The following is a 16113-nucleotide window of genomic DNA, read 5'->3' on the forward strand; positions in this document are numbered from 1 at the left end:
CCGAGGCTGAAGAACGCTACTACGCCATGCTGGACGAGCCAGCCATGGCGGCGTGACTCAAACGAAATGGCCTCCGGGAAAACCGGCGCGGTTCACAGAGCTTACGTGAGCTTTGTCCAGATGCACATATCGCGGTGTTACACCACAGATGCGTGCACGAGCAATTCGCTGATGGTCCGTTATGAATAGCCGACTTCGCCAGCATCCGGTCTCGGGCCATCTACTTTAATGACTCATCTTGAGAACGGGCAGGGCGGCATTGCCTGGCGCTCTGCGAAAGTCAGACAATTGGAATGCGAAACTTTGAGACACGTTCAAACTCGTCAGCAGCAGCTAACAACTCTCGGGCTGCCTGATTCAGTTCGTTGACCGACTTGACGATCTGGGGATGAGGTTGCCACTCGTCGTGATTGTCTGGGAGAGCTGTCTGACGGTTCGGCGCGACGCGGTGGGGCCAGGTTTTCATGCCTACCAAATCATCAAAATGTTGAGCTCGCTTCTTCACCACCGAAAACGGCGCTTCAACCTGATCATCCACAAACTCGAAGCGAGCCCCCCTCCAATAGGCTACCTCAGTTACAAAATCGAGGACTGCACTGTCGAACGAGTCCCAGAAATTATGGTCACGAAGAAAATCCTTTCGGCCTTCGGTGAATTCGCCGCGGTACCTTTGAAGCAGTTCTATATCGTGGGGGTTCGGCTCTTTTGGAGCTAACGGACGCTGCCAGTAAGCGCCCAGTATAGACACCGCGATGCCGGTGAAAAAGACACTGAAGCCGATCCATATCGGGAGGTTCGGAACGGGCGAGGGTTTGTCATAGTAGGCAAAGGCTGAAGCTATAAGTGTTTCGATTAAAGACCCGGTCAGCGCGAAGGCACCGATAACGGCTATCGAAGAGCCCAGTTTTGTGAGGCTCGAGCCCCATAAAATCTGCGCCAAGCGCAGCCAAAAATCTTTGTCGAACATGATAGTTCTACACCAACTGGGGAATATCCGCTCTCTTAGATTGCGACTAGAGTGTCCCTTCATAGCATGCTCGAAATTGTCCGGCTGCGGTAGAGCGTGCCGAGGTTGAGCACCAGCGCCTCCATGACCTCTAGGAAACGTGGCATATCCTCTCGAGAGGTCTGTGGTGCTCTTGCTTCCTGAATGCTGCGGTGATTGTCGTAGTCTAGGCGGTCACTCCAGGCGAAGAAGGAGCGGATCGCGGCGGAATCGACGAGCGGTTTGGTCATGGGCTCAGTCGCGCCGTTTCCAGGCGTCGTCCCAGGTGTCGAGTGACATGGGGAAGCTCGCGCCGGGCGGCCGCTCGGCTTCCCGCCGTCGCTCCTCGGCGTGGATCGCTAGCGTGAGGTACATGATCGCGGCCCGAGCGAGCTTGAGTTGGCGACTGGTGCGGGCGGCGAGGTCTTCGAAGGAGAGGTCGAAGATGCCAGGCGCTGTCTCGGGGGACGGTGAGATCGAGACAGCTCGTAGAAACATGTCATGGACGCTGACGAACTTGTGCTCCAAGTGGTTGCGGAGCTCGTAGATCGCCTGGGCGTCAGGCTCGGTGACGTCCTTGAAGTCGTTCTCGAACACGTCTTTCGACAGCCAGAAGAGCCCGCGGAGCGGCCAGTTGGCGAGCCCGTCGAGGTTGGGATGGAGGGTCTTGCCCCTGCCCTTTACGAACCAGAGGTTTCGGAAGCTGACCTGCCGCTCCGGATGGCCGAGGCCTAAGTAGGAGTTGAGGCAGAAGGCAACCTTGTCGAAGATCGAATATGCGCCGCGGAATGCCATCTTCAGACGCTCGACTGCGAAGCCGACGGCTGGATAGTCAAGGGTGTTGTAGACCTGCACGCCGCGGTCGGCGAAGTGGACGCCGCTGGCGGTTACACCTTCCCAGCAAGCGAAACGGGCCGCCGCGTACTCCTGCTTGATCAGGTTGAAGTAGGCGATGACCGGCGGTGGACCGGGGCCGCCGTCCAAGCCGACGACTGTGATGGAAGGCAGCATCATCACGTCGCGCGCCGCGATCTCGAAGGTGCCGGCGTCATTCAGCGGGTTGATGAAGAGTCGACGGGTCAGACACCAGCGGCGATATTCGCGTTCGCGACGTCCTCGGCCCAGGGAATGGCCGTGAAGGTCCACTTCGACGGGGTTGGCGGTCAGATAGGCGTCGAGTGCCTTGGCTTGTTTCGCGAAGTAGCTCAGCGCAGGTTCGAGCCCGACACTGTCGATGATGGCATCGGGGTCGATCGCACGGCGGAAGGCCTCGTGCGCGGCTCCAGCAAGGACATAGTTGTGGCCGGCGTCATGGAGGCTGGCGGCATAGTGGGAAAGGCCGATGCCGCGGTTACCGTTGGCCATGGCCATGTTCGGGACCAGGGCGAGCGCTCGGTCCCAGGCCTCGATGGCTTCGACGAAACGGCCGATGTGGTTGAGGATGGTGCCCAGGTTGGTAAGCGCCTGGGCGCGCTGAATCAGGCCAAGACCTTCAAAGCCCTCGCTCGCCACCGCTCGCCGGAGCGCCAGCAACTCCTGGTCGATCTCGTTCGAGAGCCAGGTCCAGGTCCGGTGGGTCGGCGATTGATGCCGTCGAATGCTCCAGAGGTTGGCGGTGAAATAGTGCCAGCGTGCACGATGGGCCGGCTCAAGGCCACGCGCCTCTAAACACGTTAGCACGGCCTCGGCTCGCTCCAAGCCTCCAGCGCTCGCGGCTTCGGCACTGAGGTCCACCAACAGGGCGGCCAAGGTCATCGCATCGTCGTCTGACAGGCCCGTCGGGTCGATAGTCATCAGCTTGGTGAGATCGGGGCTGTTCTCGAAGTCCGCCACGTTCATTCTCTCGGGCATATCGTGACGCGCTTCTCCGCGGGCGTGGCCGCCAGGAATGCGCTTAGGTTGAACCGGTTTGGGTCGGCCTGAACCGGCCACGTGTTCATCCGTGCATCCATTTCCACTTAGAAAGACGTGCCCCTAGCGTTCTAAGAAGGGAGTGTCGGTGTACGCAAGGCGCCAAGGCTTGTGCCCGCCCAAGGCGAATGTGACCACGAACCGCTCAGGCGAGACCTGCTGCCGGCTGGCGGGGAGTACTTCGGCGAGAGCCAGCGGGGCTTCGAGCTTTGACTGAAAGAGATGCACCGTGACGTCCTCCATGAAGCAGCAGAAGCGGTCCAGCATTCGGGCGACAAAGGCTGTTACGGGGATGCCATCTATCTCCGGTTCAACGGCTGCGACGGCCGTGCCTCTGTCGCGGTAGGTCACGCGGGGCAGCACCCACCCTTCATGCTCAATAGCGTTTCGGGCGAGGACGAGTTGCTCCGACCACCTCCGAGTGCCCCGCAAGTAATTCGCGAGATCGGGGTCTGTTTGGTCTAAGCGTGCGCAGCCTGCATCAAACGAGGCTTGCTTCTGGAACAGGAACGTGATTTCGACGCCGAGCTGCCGCGCCAGCGTCTGCATGTTGTGCTTGAGCGCTCTCACAGAACTGTTGAGGAAATTCTCGGTCTCGCGCCGCAGCTCGCGGTCGATGGAATGCCTGATCGTGAGTGTGGCAAAATTCCGCTCGACTGCTTCACCGGTCTGCACGGCGGTAGCGTGTTCGGTCCATAGACGGGTTACCTCCTTGGCCGCTTCGCGCGTGCTCGACAAGGCCTGCGTGAGGCCTTCGAACGTCCCATCGAACGCCAAGCGCGCAGCCTCGTCCTGCCGGAAAACGAGGTCTCGGATGATCAGCAGACCGAGTATTAGACGCGCGACATAGGGCGAACTCGTGCCCTCATCGGCCACTTTTTGTACGATGAACTGCTGTGGGAGTGGCCGGACCCGCAGATTGGAACGCTGCTCGAAAAGATGAAGCAAATCTCGGAACTGCGAACGAGACATCGGCAGAACGTAGGAAACCTGCGTGTCAGGTGGGCGGCGCAGGACGCTCTGCCTCTCGGCTGGCAGGCCTGAGAAGACCAGCATCCCCTGAAGGGGGAAGCGGCCACTCATCACAATTGCCCCGCCATCCTGCCAGGGCAGATATCTGAGCGAGCCTAGCGGCTCTCCACCTCCGGCTGGAAGGAGCTGCAGCGGTGGCTCCGGCAAGAGTCGGTCGCTATAAAATTCATCGGGAACGGGCCGAAGTTCGCCTTCGAGGTCGTACTGATACCCGGTCGTCGCAATCGCGTTTGCGAACGGCGCGACCAACGTATGGAAATCGGCTGGGAGGCCGGCTTCCTTTCGGAAGAGGTGGAGGGACTGCAGCATCCGTCCGGTGGCACGCGTCAGGGCGGTGCCAGGCGCAGGACCCTTTATCATGACGACGTAGATCGCAGGGGCGGCTGTCAGCCTGCGAGAAGGAAGCAGCCAAGAGCCACCTAGTTCGGCTTCACCCGGGAACTGCACGGCGTATTCAATTACCCCCGCGTCGCCAATCGCGACAATGTCTGGCCATTGGGTGCCCCGCGTCTCGGCGTTCAGCGCCTGTAGACGATCCGAGATCGCTTCCATCGGCACGGCCGAGCGCCGGGCGAAAATCACGGCAAGAGTTGCGTCGAAGCCGTCGTTTGGGGTTTCAGGATGCCCCGGCCTTTTCAGCACCTTTACGGACACGATGCGCCGATAGGCTTCATCGAGCTTAGCTATATCGAGCTCGTCGATGACATCGACGACGACGGCCGCCGTATTAGCTGGAATGGGTTCTTCGTTCTTGAGCGCCCCTCCGGCGTTGGGAGCAAAGATGACGATAGGCAAAGGCGCACTTTCGGCCGCGGCACCGCCTACGACGCCGCCCCTACGGATACTGTAGCGAGGGCCGATAAGAGGACGCAGTCCATCGATCAGCAGCCCCGTGACTTCAGATACCTCCGCCCCGGAGACTTGCTCCTCCAGACGCGCCACATATTGTGATGTTGTGATGTGTCCGTCCCTTATCCATGCCCGATAAGGACTTCTAGCGTCCCGGAGCCGAAGGAGAAAGTACTGGTATGCAGTAGTCGCTTTTACATCACGCGTTCACCGCAAACGGTCCGGCCAAGCCTGTGGGAAACAGCGCGTGATCTAAACCGTCAGCCCCGCAGTCACGGTCGACTCGGCACGATCGGGTGGCCGCGGATTCTACATTACAAACGAACTGAATGCTGCTTCGGGATCAAGGGCTAGTTACCGCTCCTGGCGTAAAGGTGCCGACGTGCCTCACCTTGCGAATGTCCGCTTTTGGGCCGCGGCCGTTGGCAGATCAATGACCGGGATGGCGGCGCAAAGCGGACGTCGCTGAAAGGCGGCGAGGGGCAGGTTTGGGTCAGCATGCGTCATAGGGTTATAGCGAACACATAGTTCTCTTCTTGGTCGCTCGCGGCCCGCCAAATTTTTCCCATAAATCATTGATATTGCTATATAATTTCAACGACCCGCTCCCCCTACCCCACCGCAAACCCCACCCGCGGGCAGTCATTCCGGCGCATGAGGATGAACGTGTCCGAACAAAAAGGGCGGTGAGCCCGTGGCCCCCGCCCTGTTGTCGGCCGCCGATCGTGCCTGCGGGCTCTCAGTCGTCGTCGTCATCATCGGGCGGGTTGGCGACCACGGGCAGCGCGGTGCCCTGGATTTGCTTGAGCAGTAGCGTCAGCGGATTCTCCGCCTCTCCGGCGACCTTCAACCGGTCATTGAACATACCCATGTGGCGCATGAGTAGCTCGAGCGCTCCCTTCTTGTCCGCGAGCTTGAGCTTCTTGAGGCTCCCCACGGGCGCGCCGTCCTGGCTGAGCTCGACCGCATCGAGGCCCGCCAAGGCGGCAGCGGTGTCGTCATCCATCTCGTGGAGCGGCTTCAGAGTGCCATCGACATTGAATGCCTTGCGGATGTCGAGGAAGGCGAGCCGGGCCACTTCCTGCAAGACGCGGTCCTGCGTGACCCTGGCGCGCACCGACCTCTGCGCCATCGCAGCCTGAATCCGTTCGGCAACCGGAGCTTTCCGGAGCAGCTGCCGGCCAATGTCGGCGGCGGTCCGCGCGCTATAGCCCGCCCGCCGTGCCGCCTGGGTGGCATTGAGATCGATCAGATATTCCTCCGTGAAGCGCTGCTGTCTGGCCGTCAGGCTGGTGCGGGACATGGGAGTTCTCTGGGGTGCCATTATCGCGGGGAACACGGGGAACGTGGGGTACGGGTTTGAGATCATGGTGAAATTCCTGTTCCCCTGCCGATCTCGTATTGGGGGACAAAGGGAACAGGCGTGGGTGACGACCGCGGCTCACCGGCCCGATGGGGCTCGGCCTAATGGCTGGCCTCGCCCATGATGCTGGAGCGGATGACGTAGCAGCGAACGGGGCCCTCAAAGCCCGGCAACCGGCGCTTGGTCTGGGCCTTTCCGTCGCTGCCGACCCTCAGAAACCCCCGCTGCGCCAGGGTTTTGGTGACGAACGTCACGTCCATTCCGGTGCAAATGTCGGCTTTCCAGACCTCCGGCAGCACGATGTACTCGTAGCCCTTGGCGGCATCGCCCGCCCGAAAGCCGGCACGATGGGTCACCCGCATGTCGGGATGGGGCTCAAGGCCCGCCCCCATCAGTTCGAAGCGCGACGCGCCGTGCAGCTCAATGAAGTGGCGCACCCGGGCAATGGCATCACGTTCTTCCGCCGGCTCGATCCCGCCGCGCTGTGCCAGCCAGCCGTTGAAGCAGACTCCTGCCGCCCGCATGGCCTCGCCTTCCGGCCACGGCAGAATGCCGGCGTCGCGCGCGATCTCGCCGGCCGCAGCAATCAGGCCGAACCGGGCGGCAACACGGCTGATCTGCCCATCCGCGCCCTCGGGGCAATGGTCGCGGACGAACCGATCGCAGAGGAAACGCGCTTCCTGCTGAATGTCGTCGAAGCGCTCGACCACGACCTTGAGAAAGGCACGGCTGGCATGGCCATAGTGGCGGGCAGCGGCGGATTTCAGATGGCGGGCGAAGGCATCGGCCGATCCGAACGCGTGGAGATTCTCGAACAGCCCAAACCCGGCACCCGCATCCGCCGGGATGTCGACGATGCGGACCTCCTGGCCGGCCGCTGCACGACGGCCCCGTCCGTCGTCCGCGAGCTTGTCGGCAAGGCCGACCTCACCACTCGACAGGAAGAGAACGCGCCAGCTGGCGGAAGACCGGGCTTCGCCGGTTCGGCCGGCTCTGGATTTGCCCGAGCCGTTCGCCAGCATGTAGGCAATGGCTCCCGCCTCACGCCCGTCAACCTGTCCCATCTCGTCCAGGCACAGCAGAGCGTCGCAATGGAGCGCGGCGACGCCTTCAAGACCATTCGAGGTCGCACGCCAGGTGCGCAGGAAGCCATTGAGGCCACCACCTCCCCAGACGGACCCGCCAACCGCAAGGGCCGTGCTCTTGCCGGTCGAGGATCCGCCACGCAGATGGAAGCCTCCACCCTCGGCATCGAGCGGATAGAGCAGCGGCGCGGCAAAGGCCGCCGACAAGGCCAGCCCCAGGCGCGAATTGCCGATGGCGTAGCGGGCGATCTCATCCTGCCAGGCGGCGAGATCGCCTGCCATGCGAAAAGGATGATCCGGCGGCACGGTCGTCTGCAGCAGCAAGCGCTCCTGCGCATCCTGTCCCGGTCGCAGCGTTTCGTTCACAGAGACATAGGCTCGCCCATGCCACCCGGTGCGCGGGACGCAGCGCGCCTTCTCCTTGGGACGCTCGCTGGAGATGAACTCATGCAGGAACTCACGGGCCTTCCTCGCCGAGCCGATGGTGAGGCCCATCGACAGCAATTCACTCCGGTAGTTGATGCCGTCGCCCGCCAGTTGCTCCATCGGCATCGCCCATTCCTTGCGGATATTGTCGCGGTCGACGACACAGAGCAGACGTCCCCAGTTTCGGCCATCCCCATCGCGGGTCTCGGCCACGACCGTGAGCGGCGAGCAGAAGCGGACATATTCGCGGATCGTCTCTCCCGATTCCTGACGCTCGACCAGCTTGTAGACGCCGGTCGCATCCGACCGGAACAGAGACAGGGACTCCTCCGTCATCGGCGTCGTGTCCGAATGCAGCATGACCTCCGTCGCGCGCTTCTGGCGCTCGTCGACATGGAAGCGGATCAATTCAGGATCCGTGCTCATGAGGGTGGCCAGCGCCTCGGCGGCCAGTCCCCCGTCGACGGCATCGGCAAGGCCCCATTCGTCTGAGGAGGAAAGCTCCCGCCCCATGCTGCCGGCCACCCCTGCCATGTCGAGCACCTTGACATCGCGGACGCCCGCCTTGGCGAGCAGGTTGGCCATCATGTCCGCCCACGCCTGACCTTCGCGTCCGACAGTGGGGGCGAGGACGACAGGATGACCGGCCAGGGGGCCGAAGTCGGTCGATGCCGGGGATTTGGGATCCTGCGCCGTCGTGGTGGCCACCATGTCCGGCAGCAGCATCGCCGCGGCATCCATCGACCACTCATCGGGGCAGACCAGAACCGACGCGACGGGGCGCGACAGGATCGCGGCCAGATCGAACAGCGGCCGTGGCGATGGCATGGGCTTCATGCGCCATGCGCGCTTGCCTTGTCCCAGCGCACAATAGGTGATGTGCGCGACATGTTCGGGCTCCGCATCCGATGCCGGCCAGCGGGCGACATATCCCACCAACTGGCCGGCGCTATCGCGGTACGGCCATGCGCGGTGGGGCGCGCCCCCAGGCCGGATGCTTGAAGTTCATCGGTGGGGCATCGGCCGGCACTGGCACGATGGGCGTCTTACCAGCCGTCGGTGCAGGCTCGTTGGCAGCGGCAGGCTCCGCCTTTTCATCGACGCTCGGATCGAAATCCCAGATGACATCATCCTCAACGCGATCCGGCCCCACCGGGCTTGCCAGACCGGCCTCGATCTGACGCCCGATCACATTCATGATCTCACGCCCGGTCCAGCGGCGCTTCGGATCGCCATTGACCATCTGCCGGCCGGCGGAGAGCAAGGATTGCTCGGCATCGGCCCGATCGATCTCGCCCGATGCCACACGTTGCCCGACCTTGAACGCAGCGCTCGCAAGAGTGTTGGACTGCGTCCCAGGCGATGCGCTGGCCACGCGTTCGCACTCGGCATCCAGTGCTGCCCGACCCCAGGCGCTCGTTTCCATAGAAGGCTGGGCGACCAGGGAGCCGATGGTGCGCGACGGGGAAGCCCCCGCCTCAGGCAGCCGCGCGCCGATCAGAGGCGCGCAGGCGGCGAAGAACGCCGAAATCTGATCTTCGGTGACCGCAGGGAGCTGGTCACGGCGCCGTATTTCCGGAGAGCCCATCGACCATTCGTACGCCGCACCGTCGGGATGCTGACCGAAGGCGACAAACTGATTGCCCCGACCGAGCACCTCTACGGCACCATGCGTGCCGTTTATTGCGCATTTGCGCGGTTCACCTTCGGCCGCTCGATAGACAAGAAGGAAACGCTCGCTGTCGTCTCTGAAGCGCACAGGGGCTTCGCCGAGCATCGCGGTCGCCAGCCGCCAGACCTTCTCGGAGATCGCGGCGTCGTCGATATCCGCGTCGATGGCACGCAAGCCATCGCACAGGATACCAGTATTCAGGGCGCCGGGCTTCACCACGGCATCGGGTGCCACGCAGGTCGGCGGGTCTGCGCCCTCCCGGGCTGCCCATTTCGCCTCCGCTGGCCGCTTGTCACCGGTCCGAACAGGAATGGGGTGGAAGCCGTTCTTCCAAAGCGTCCGCCGACAACGCAGCACGTCGCTATGTGGGTTGGTATCGGATAGGGCCGGGATCATTTTGGCAAGCCTTCGGCGCAGCGCGCAGCCTTTCGGCACGCACAGCAAACGCGATCAACGGATAGATGGTGGGGCCGATGCGCTCGGCCGCCTGAGCGCGCCTTAGGGTACGGGCGGGGGGTAGACCGTGATGCCGCCGCAAAAGCCGTGCTGCTCGCAGAATTCAAGAGCACCAGCGACGATCGTCTCGCGCGACATGAACTGGATGAGTGGCCGCCATGTTCCCACCTTCGTCGCCGCCAAAGCCGACCAGTTGAGACGTCTATCGGCAACAGGAAGAATCACGACAGCCGACCAGATGGTTTCCTCAGGGAACCGCACGGGTCCGCGGATGCGAACCCCTGCGGCCTCTCCCTTTGCGGCCATGCGAGAAGCTTTTGCAAAGGCGGCCGAGATGGCGAGTTCAAGCGAGGAATACCCGTACGAACCACCTAGAATCCCCGCCACGCCCCAGAAAGCCTCTCCTCGTGGAGGCAGATGAGACGCAACAGAAAACCACCGCCGGGGATCGACCTCGGGAAGGGTCACGCCGAACCGCCGGGCAAGATCGGCATCTCGCAGATAGCCAACGGTCGGGATCAAGCTCGACAATATGTCGTTGCAGCATCGCGGTTCAATTTGGCGTTGCATGGACGTCTCCTCTCACTTGCTCGGCACACGTGAAGGGAGATTGGCGACAAACGCTTCGAGATCACTGCGGAGGATGATGGTGCGGGCACCAAGCTTTTTGGCCGGCAGCCGCCCGGTCTTGATCATGTCGAAGATCGTCGTACGGCCAATACCGCTCGCCTTGACCGCCTCGGGGATCGAAAGGGACACCGTCATATCTGCCTCGCATCGTTGGCGATCCGGGCTGATGCGCGCCGGTTCGCTGGGGGAACGATGGGGAGGTTGAGGTGATTTCGATCGGCGAAATAGTCGCCACGATTTATTTATTGCGGCGGTTTTCGTGCGGCGATTTCGTTTTTGAGCCGCGCCTTCTGCCCACCTTTAGACGCGGCACATCGGGGGCAGCATAAGCGGTAACCAGCAGACGCTCGAAAGTGCGTGATTTTTGTTTCAAGTCTATATGATTTGCCGCCTTTTCTTTGGTCGTCTCTGGATTTTCCTTCAAAAAGGAAATTAATTCATCGAGCTTATATTTCTTAATAGGACCACGCGTTGATTTAGATGAATCGGATCCGGAGCAATCAGACTTGTGAAAATCAACAAGGAAACGAAAAAATCCATCCCGTTCAACCCGTACGTTCGAGTATGAAATGTATTCACTTTGATCCGAATCAATAACACCTTGTATAATTTCCGGGTCGTCCGAAAAACAAAATGCATTGATACGGTTGTATTCCGCGTCGAAACCCCTCTGCGCGGCATCTTCGTCCGCGGCAAAGTAGGTGGGATCAATTCTGTCAACGACCGCATTTATTGGGCCGAACGCGAGCTCGAAGGCCAGATTCTGCTTATGCCCCCAGAAAGTGACATCACCGCGCCGCGCCGCGGCGTTTAATGCCCGGCAGAATGCCCGTTCGTCGACGGGCCCGATGTCATCCGGCTGCCGATAAAGGGCGTGTTCCAATGCCGCTGATAGTGAAACATCGGGAGTGTCGGAGAACACTGGCCGTGACGACTTTTGCATATCAGCGTCAGTCATGGAGAGAACATGCACCAATTCAGGCGGGCAACGACCAGGAAACCCGTCCGTGGAGCTCGATAAGCTGCCACTGTCAAGACTGACTCTGGTTTGCCAGGTCGATCGCAAGCTCATGCACAGCCGCGCACAGTCTTCTACTCGGAGCGCGCCCCAACGGTGCCAGCCAGAGAGAAAAAGTACCTGCCGCGAGGGATTTCAACGCCATTGCTGGCGTTCTGCCTTCCTACGCCCGAAGCGACGGCAGGATGTCACCGATCGTAATCGGCCGGAAGGCCGAAATCAATTCCACCTTACGGCTTTGTTGGCCCCCCGTTTTTGAGGATTCGTCCCGAACCTCATGAAGCACGAACGATGCGTCGGATAGCGTTTGAGGTCAGTCGACACGACGCAATGGGGAGGTTGGCAATGGCAGCTTGGAAGGGGGCGGCATCAGATGCTGGAGGCTCCCCCGATCCGGGACGGTGCTGCTACGGGGAGATCCGCGCCCTTTGAAGTGCGTGTTGATCGCTTCGACAACGATGGCGAGCATGAGATGTATGTTGGTGTTGCGGCTCTCCTTTGCGCGCATGGCGCGGCCTGCCGCAAGAAGCTCGAACGCAGGCAGGGAAGCACGCCTCATGAGGTGTCGATCCGGACGGAGGCGCTGGCGGACGAGATCTACAGCGAGCCTCGCACGAAGGTCTCCTCGATGATCATGATGCCGGAGCAGCTCCGGCCGCGCGGCGGGGCCTCTGTTTGTATCATCTCGGAGGACTGGTCTCGTCCCCGCGCAAGGCCGGCCTCCTCCCTCGCGGGAGGGGCAGAGATCCTGGCCATGTTGCCACGGCGACGAGTTCGGCCGATGACGCGCAGGGGAAGCATGACTGAGGCCCAAGATGGGGGTGGGAGCCAAAGTCCGCCATCGGGCAAACAGCCTTCTGCAGTACTTGGCGCGATGCAGTTGAGTCTCGCGGAGGCATAACGGGTTCTGATTTCGCCCGTCAGGCGGGCTCCACTTTTCTCCAGCCAAGCAAGTGCTCATTCTTGTCGAGCCAGCTTTTTCGTGCCTCCCATTCCGGTAAAATAGAGCCGATCAGGCTCCAGAACTCGGGCTGGTGATGACGATGCCGAAGGTGGCAAAGCTCGTGGACGACGGCATATTCAAGCACCGGCTTTGGAGCGAAGATCAGATGCCAGTTGAGGTAGATCTGACGGTCCTGCCCGCAGGCACCCCACATGTGCTTCTGGTCCTTGATCTGGATGCCTCTCGGCTTCAGCCCGTTGCTCTGGCCATGGCGGCGGACAAACTCCTTGGCATCATCGCGGACACGTCGCCTCAGCCAGAGGCGGAGTGAGCTCTCAATTACCGCATCAGCCGCGCCCTCAGTCAAATCGCGCGGTGTGCGGATCAGGAAGCCGTTCCGGAAACTGACCTCGACCACCGAGTCGTCGAAAGGCTCCACGGTCATTCGGGTCATCCGGCCGCGATAGGGGATCTTGGCGCCTGTCACGAAGCGATAGACCCTTACCTGAGCCTTGGCGCGCTCCTGCATGGCGGAGACGGTCTCGAGGATCCACGCGCGGCGCCGATGGAGGACAGCCTCGATCTGTTCGTCCGTCGCCGCCTCGGGTACGAGCAGCTCGAACGAGCCCGGCGTGACCGTGATATTGGCACGCCTGGCTGTCGCCGAGCGCCGCAACGTATATTCGATCTGCCGCTCCCCGATCCGGAACACCGGCATGATCAGGGCTCCGCGAAGTGCTTTAGGGCATAGGCCTCGACCTGATCGGGAATGTCCTTCAGCTGGGTCAGTCCGGCCAGATGCGCCATGGAGCGGACCTTCTGGCGGAGATCCTTGCGCAGCCCGTCCTTGTCCCACCAGCCTTTGGGGGCGGTGGTCGGATCAGTGTAGAGCCCTTCGACGCGGATCGCCATTTCTTCGGCCTGCTGCGCGGCGCCGAAATTGGCGAGGATCTGCATGATCCCGAAAGCACCGGGTGACAGACCCGCCTCGGCATGCGCCCCATCTTCGGCGGCGATGTCCTTGGCGAGTTCCTCCGCGGCGCGCAGCTTGTCGGCCCAGCTGAGCTGGGCACTCTCCATACGCTCCAGCAGCTGGCGTAGCATTTCGGAGAACTTGCCGTATTGCTGCGGGCTGTCGTCGATCCGCTCGCTCACCGTCTTGCGCAGCTCGGTGGTCTTGCGGATCGCGGCGGTCATCAGTTCCTCATCCGTCTTGCCCTCGGCATCGAAGTCGTCCCAGAAGCCGGGATCGGTGATGTGGCGCAGCTTCACCGTCACGCTGAGGCCGGTGGCGTCGAGATGGGTCTCGAGCATCTCGCGGATCTTCTCGCTGTAGCTCATCTGATCGAAGGCCTGGCGCTTCTCGAATCGCTGGGTGCCGAAGAGCAGGAACGACGCGACCCATTTCAGATCGGCGGTGAAGTCCAGCACGCTCGGATCGGGGCTCAGCGTCTCGTAGAGTGCGATGAAGCTGCGCGCCCGGCCCTTGAACTCGAACCATTTATCCTCGGTGCCGAGCACATTGGCGAAGGCGTTGAACTCCTTCTCCCATCCGCCCCGGCTTTGCGCCACGCGCTTGATCGGCTTCAGCAGCACGGCGACGGCGGCATGGGCGGTGCGCAGCTGGCTGCGCAGATCGTCGAGATCGCGCATGGCGTTCTTCACGTCGTCGGCGCGGTAGCTGGCGAGGGCCGCCTCAAGGTTTGCGGAGACGCCGATATAGTCGACGATCAGCCCGTTGCGTTTCTTCGCATCGGAAACGCGGTTGGTGCGGGCGATGGCCTGGAGCAGGCCGTGTTCCTTGAGCGGCTTGTCGAGATACATGACGCTCTCGATCGGGCAATCGAAGCCGGTGAGCAGCTTGTCGCAGACGATGAGGAACTGGGGATCCTCACCCTTGCGGCCGAAGGCCTTCTTCGCCTGCTTCTCCGCATCGGCATCGAGATAGTTGGCGACCAGCGCCGCGCGGATGGCTTGCGTGCGCGCGTCCTCGCTCGGCTTGTGGTCTTCCTGATTGATGGAATAGACGCAGGCCGACATGGTGTCGGCGCGTGCCAGCGCCGCCTCGGGCGCCAGCCCTTCCGCTTCAAGATCGTCGGCGATCACGCGGGTCAGCGCGCGTTTGGTGAGGATCACCGCCTCGCGATCGATGGCGACGATCTGCGCCTTGAATCCGTCGGGGCGGGCATAGGCCTTGAAGTGGGTCCAGATGTCGTAGGCGATCAGTTCGATCCGGCGCGGGTGCTTCACCAGATCCTCAATGCGCACGCCGCGCTTCTTGATCTCGTTCAGCTTGTCGTCGTCGAGTTCGGCGAACCAGTTGTCGAACAGGATGTCGATGCGCGCCTCGTCCACCTGCCAGTCGGTCTTGCGGCCGGTATAGTAGATCGGCACGGTGGCGCCATCCGCCACCGCGTCGTCGATGCCGTATTTGTCGAGATAGCCCTCGCCCGGCACGCCGAAATTGGCATAGGTGTCCTTGTCGTCCTTCTTCACCGGGGTGCCGGTGAAGCCGAAGAAACGGGCCTCGGGCAAGGTGGCGCGCAGGGCGGCGCCGAGGTCCTTCTCCTGCGTGCGGTGGGCCTCGTCCACCATCACGATCCAGTCGGCGGAATTCGCCACCGGCTGGTTCGAGCCCTGGAACTTGAAGATGGTGGAGAGCGCGGTGAGGCCGTCCTTGCCGCTGCCGATCCGCGCGTGCAGTTCCTTGATGCTGTCGATCGTGGTCGGGTTCGGCAGGCCGCAGGCGACAAACGTGCCGCTGATCTGGCTGTGCAGGTCGACGCGATCGGTCAGCACGAGGATGTTCGGGTTGGTCAGCGCGTCGGAGGCAATGGTGCGGTGGGTCTTCAGCTTCAGCGCGGCGAACACCATGGTGAGCGACTTGCCGCTGCCCTGGGTGTGCCAGATCAGCCCTTGCCGGTGCGTGCCCTCCAGCACGCGCGCGACGATGCGGTTCACCGCGCGGAACTGCTGGTAGCGGCACATCTTCTTGATGGTGCCGGAATCGGTCTTCTCGAACACGATGTAATGGGCGAGGAGGTCGAGGAGGCGCGAGGGCTCCAGGAGGCACCACAGGCCCTTGGCGAGCGGATCGGGGAAATCCGCGTCGAGCTTCGGCCACGGGTCGCGCCACTCGGCATAGTGCTTGGAGGACGCGCCGGTGGCGCCATAGAGCACCAGCGCGCCATCGGTGACGATGTTGAAGGCGTTGGCGGCGAACAGGCGCGGAATGTCCCGTTCATATTGCTTGATCTGCTCGAACGCCTCGCCGGTCTTGTCCTTCACGTTGAGCGGGCTCTTGGCCTCGATCACCACCAGCGGGATGCCGTTGACATGGATGACGAGGTCCGGCCGGCGGGTCTTCTCCGATTTCACGCGCAGCTGGCGGGTGACGGTGAACAGGTTGTTGGCGGGGGTGAGGAAGTCGATCACCCGCAGGGTCCGGCGGGTCTCGAAGCCTTCGATCTTGCGGGAATAATCCCCGCGCAGCACTTTCAGCCACGCCTCATTGTCGGCGATGCCGGCCAGTTCTCCATAGGCGGACTGCGCCGCGCGCTCATCAATGCCGTTGATGCGCATGAGGGCTTCGACGAGGTGGGGGCGAAACAGCACCTGGTTGTCGCCCTCGCGCAGGCCGGCATGGTCCGCCGGCGGCACCACGACATAGCCCATGGCCTCCAGCCGCTCGATCGACGGTCGCTCAGCGAAGTGCCATTCGGGGCCGTGGCTCATGCGCCTCT

At 62.2% G+C, this 16113-nt stretch carries 12 protein-coding genes; all 12 read right to left on the reverse strand.

The features are described from left to right. Positions 1-280: 280 nt before the first annotated feature. The 12 genes from FHS55_RS15465 to FHS55_RS15520 all read right to left on the reverse strand — a co-directional run bounded on the left by FHS55_RS15465 (position 281) and on the right by FHS55_RS15520 (position 16105). Complete coding sequence (locus FHS55_RS15465; protein WP_183190687.1) at positions 281-967, reverse strand: hypothetical protein; 687 nt, start codon at positions 965-967, stop codon at positions 281-283. A gap of 59 nt (positions 968-1026) precedes the next feature. Next, complete coding sequence (locus FHS55_RS15470; RefSeq protein WP_183190688.1) at positions 1027-1236, reverse strand: hypothetical protein; 210 nt, start codon at positions 1234-1236, stop codon at positions 1027-1029. A gap of 4 nt (positions 1237-1240) precedes the next feature. After that, positions 1241-2824, reverse strand: coding sequence for an LA2681 family HEPN domain-containing protein (locus tag FHS55_RS15475; RefSeq protein ID WP_183190689.1), 1584 nt, complete (start codon positions 2822-2824; stop codon positions 1241-1243). Positions 2825-2959: 135 nt separating this feature from the next. Beyond that, positions 2960-4723: a hypothetical protein gene (locus FHS55_RS15480; RefSeq protein ID WP_183190690.1), complete on the reverse strand. Its 1764-nt coding sequence runs from the start codon at positions 4721-4723 to the stop codon at positions 2960-2962. A gap of 793 nt (positions 4724-5516) precedes the next feature. Continuing rightward, positions 5517-6080, reverse strand: coding sequence for a terminase small subunit (locus FHS55_RS15485; RefSeq protein WP_183190691.1), 564 nt, complete (start codon positions 6078-6080; stop codon positions 5517-5519). Positions 6081-6241: 161 nt separating this feature from the next. Then, positions 6242-8587, reverse strand: coding sequence for a DUF927 domain-containing protein (locus FHS55_RS15490; protein ID WP_343056217.1), 2346 nt, complete (start codon positions 8585-8587; stop codon positions 6242-6244). 13 nt (positions 8588-8600) lie between these two features. Next, positions 8601-9719: a bifunctional DNA primase/polymerase gene (locus FHS55_RS15495; RefSeq protein WP_183190693.1), complete on the reverse strand. Its 1119-nt coding sequence runs from the start codon at positions 9717-9719 to the stop codon at positions 8601-8603. A 102-nt stretch (positions 9720-9821) separates the two neighbouring features. Then, positions 9822-10349 carry a hypothetical protein gene (locus FHS55_RS15500; RefSeq protein ID WP_183190694.1) on the reverse strand — a complete coding sequence of 176 codons (528 nt, stop codon included), beginning with the start codon at positions 10347-10349 and terminating at the stop codon, positions 9822-9824. A 12-nt stretch (positions 10350-10361) separates the two neighbouring features. Further along, positions 10362-10544 (reverse strand): helix-turn-helix domain-containing protein, encoded by a 183-nt coding sequence (locus FHS55_RS15505; RefSeq protein ID WP_183190695.1) that lies wholly within the window; start codon positions 10542-10544, stop codon positions 10362-10364. 103 nt (positions 10545-10647) lie between these two features. Further along, a complete protein-coding gene (locus FHS55_RS15510) occupies positions 10648-11367 on the reverse strand; it encodes a hypothetical protein (RefSeq protein ID WP_183190696.1) in 720 nt (239 codons plus the stop codon). Between the two features lie 980 nt (positions 11368-12347). Continuing rightward, positions 12348-13088: a M48 family metallopeptidase gene (locus FHS55_RS15515; protein ID WP_183190697.1), complete on the reverse strand. Its 741-nt coding sequence runs from the start codon at positions 13086-13088 to the stop codon at positions 12348-12350. Positions 13089-13090: 2 nt separating this feature from the next. Beyond that, complete coding sequence (locus FHS55_RS15520; RefSeq protein ID WP_183190698.1) at positions 13091-16105, reverse strand: type I restriction endonuclease subunit R; 3015 nt, start codon at positions 16103-16105, stop codon at positions 13091-13093. Positions 16106-16113 lie beyond the last annotated feature (8 nt).

The sequence above is a fragment of the Ancylobacter tetraedralis genome (assembly GCF_014195655.1).
GTDB classification, from domain to species: Bacteria; Pseudomonadota; Alphaproteobacteria; order Rhizobiales; family Xanthobacteraceae; genus Ancylobacter; species Ancylobacter tetraedralis.

Bases quoted from the DNA above. Each gene is read 5' to 3' on its own strand.
- FHS55_RS15465 (WP_183190687.1), bottom strand. From the start codon at position 967: ATGTTCGACAAAGATTTTTGGCTGCGCTTGGCGCAGATTTTATGGGGC.
- FHS55_RS15470 (WP_183190688.1), bottom strand. From the start codon at position 1,236: ATGACCAAACCGCTCGTCGATTCCGCCGCGATCCGCTCCTTCTTCGCC.
- FHS55_RS15475 (WP_183190689.1), bottom strand. From the start codon at position 2,824: ATGAACGTGGCGGACTTCGAGAACAGCCCCGATCTCACCAAGCTGATG.
- FHS55_RS15485 (WP_183190691.1), bottom strand. From the start codon at position 6,080: ATGTCCCGCACCAGCCTGACGGCCAGACAGCAGCGCTTCACGGAGGAA.
- FHS55_RS15495 (WP_183190693.1), bottom strand. From the start codon at position 9,719: ATGATCCCGGCCCTATCCGATACCAACCCACATAGCGACGTGCTGCGT.
- FHS55_RS15500 (WP_183190694.1), bottom strand. From the start codon at position 10,349: ATGCAACGCCAAATTGAACCGCGATGCTGCAACGACATATTGTCGAGC.
- FHS55_RS15505 (WP_183190695.1), bottom strand. From the start codon at position 10,544: ATGACGGTGTCCCTTTCGATCCCCGAGGCGGTCAAGGCGAGCGGTATT.
- FHS55_RS15510 (WP_183190696.1), bottom strand. From the start codon at position 11,367: ATGACTGACGCTGATATGCAAAAGTCGTCACGGCCAGTGTTCTCCGAC.
- FHS55_RS15515 (WP_183190697.1), bottom strand. From the start codon at position 13,088: ATGCCGGTGTTCCGGATCGGGGAGCGGCAGATCGAATATACGTTGCGG.
- FHS55_RS15520 (WP_183190698.1), bottom strand. From the start codon at position 16,105: ATGAGCCACGGCCCCGAATGGCACTTCGCTGAGCGACCGTCGATCGAG.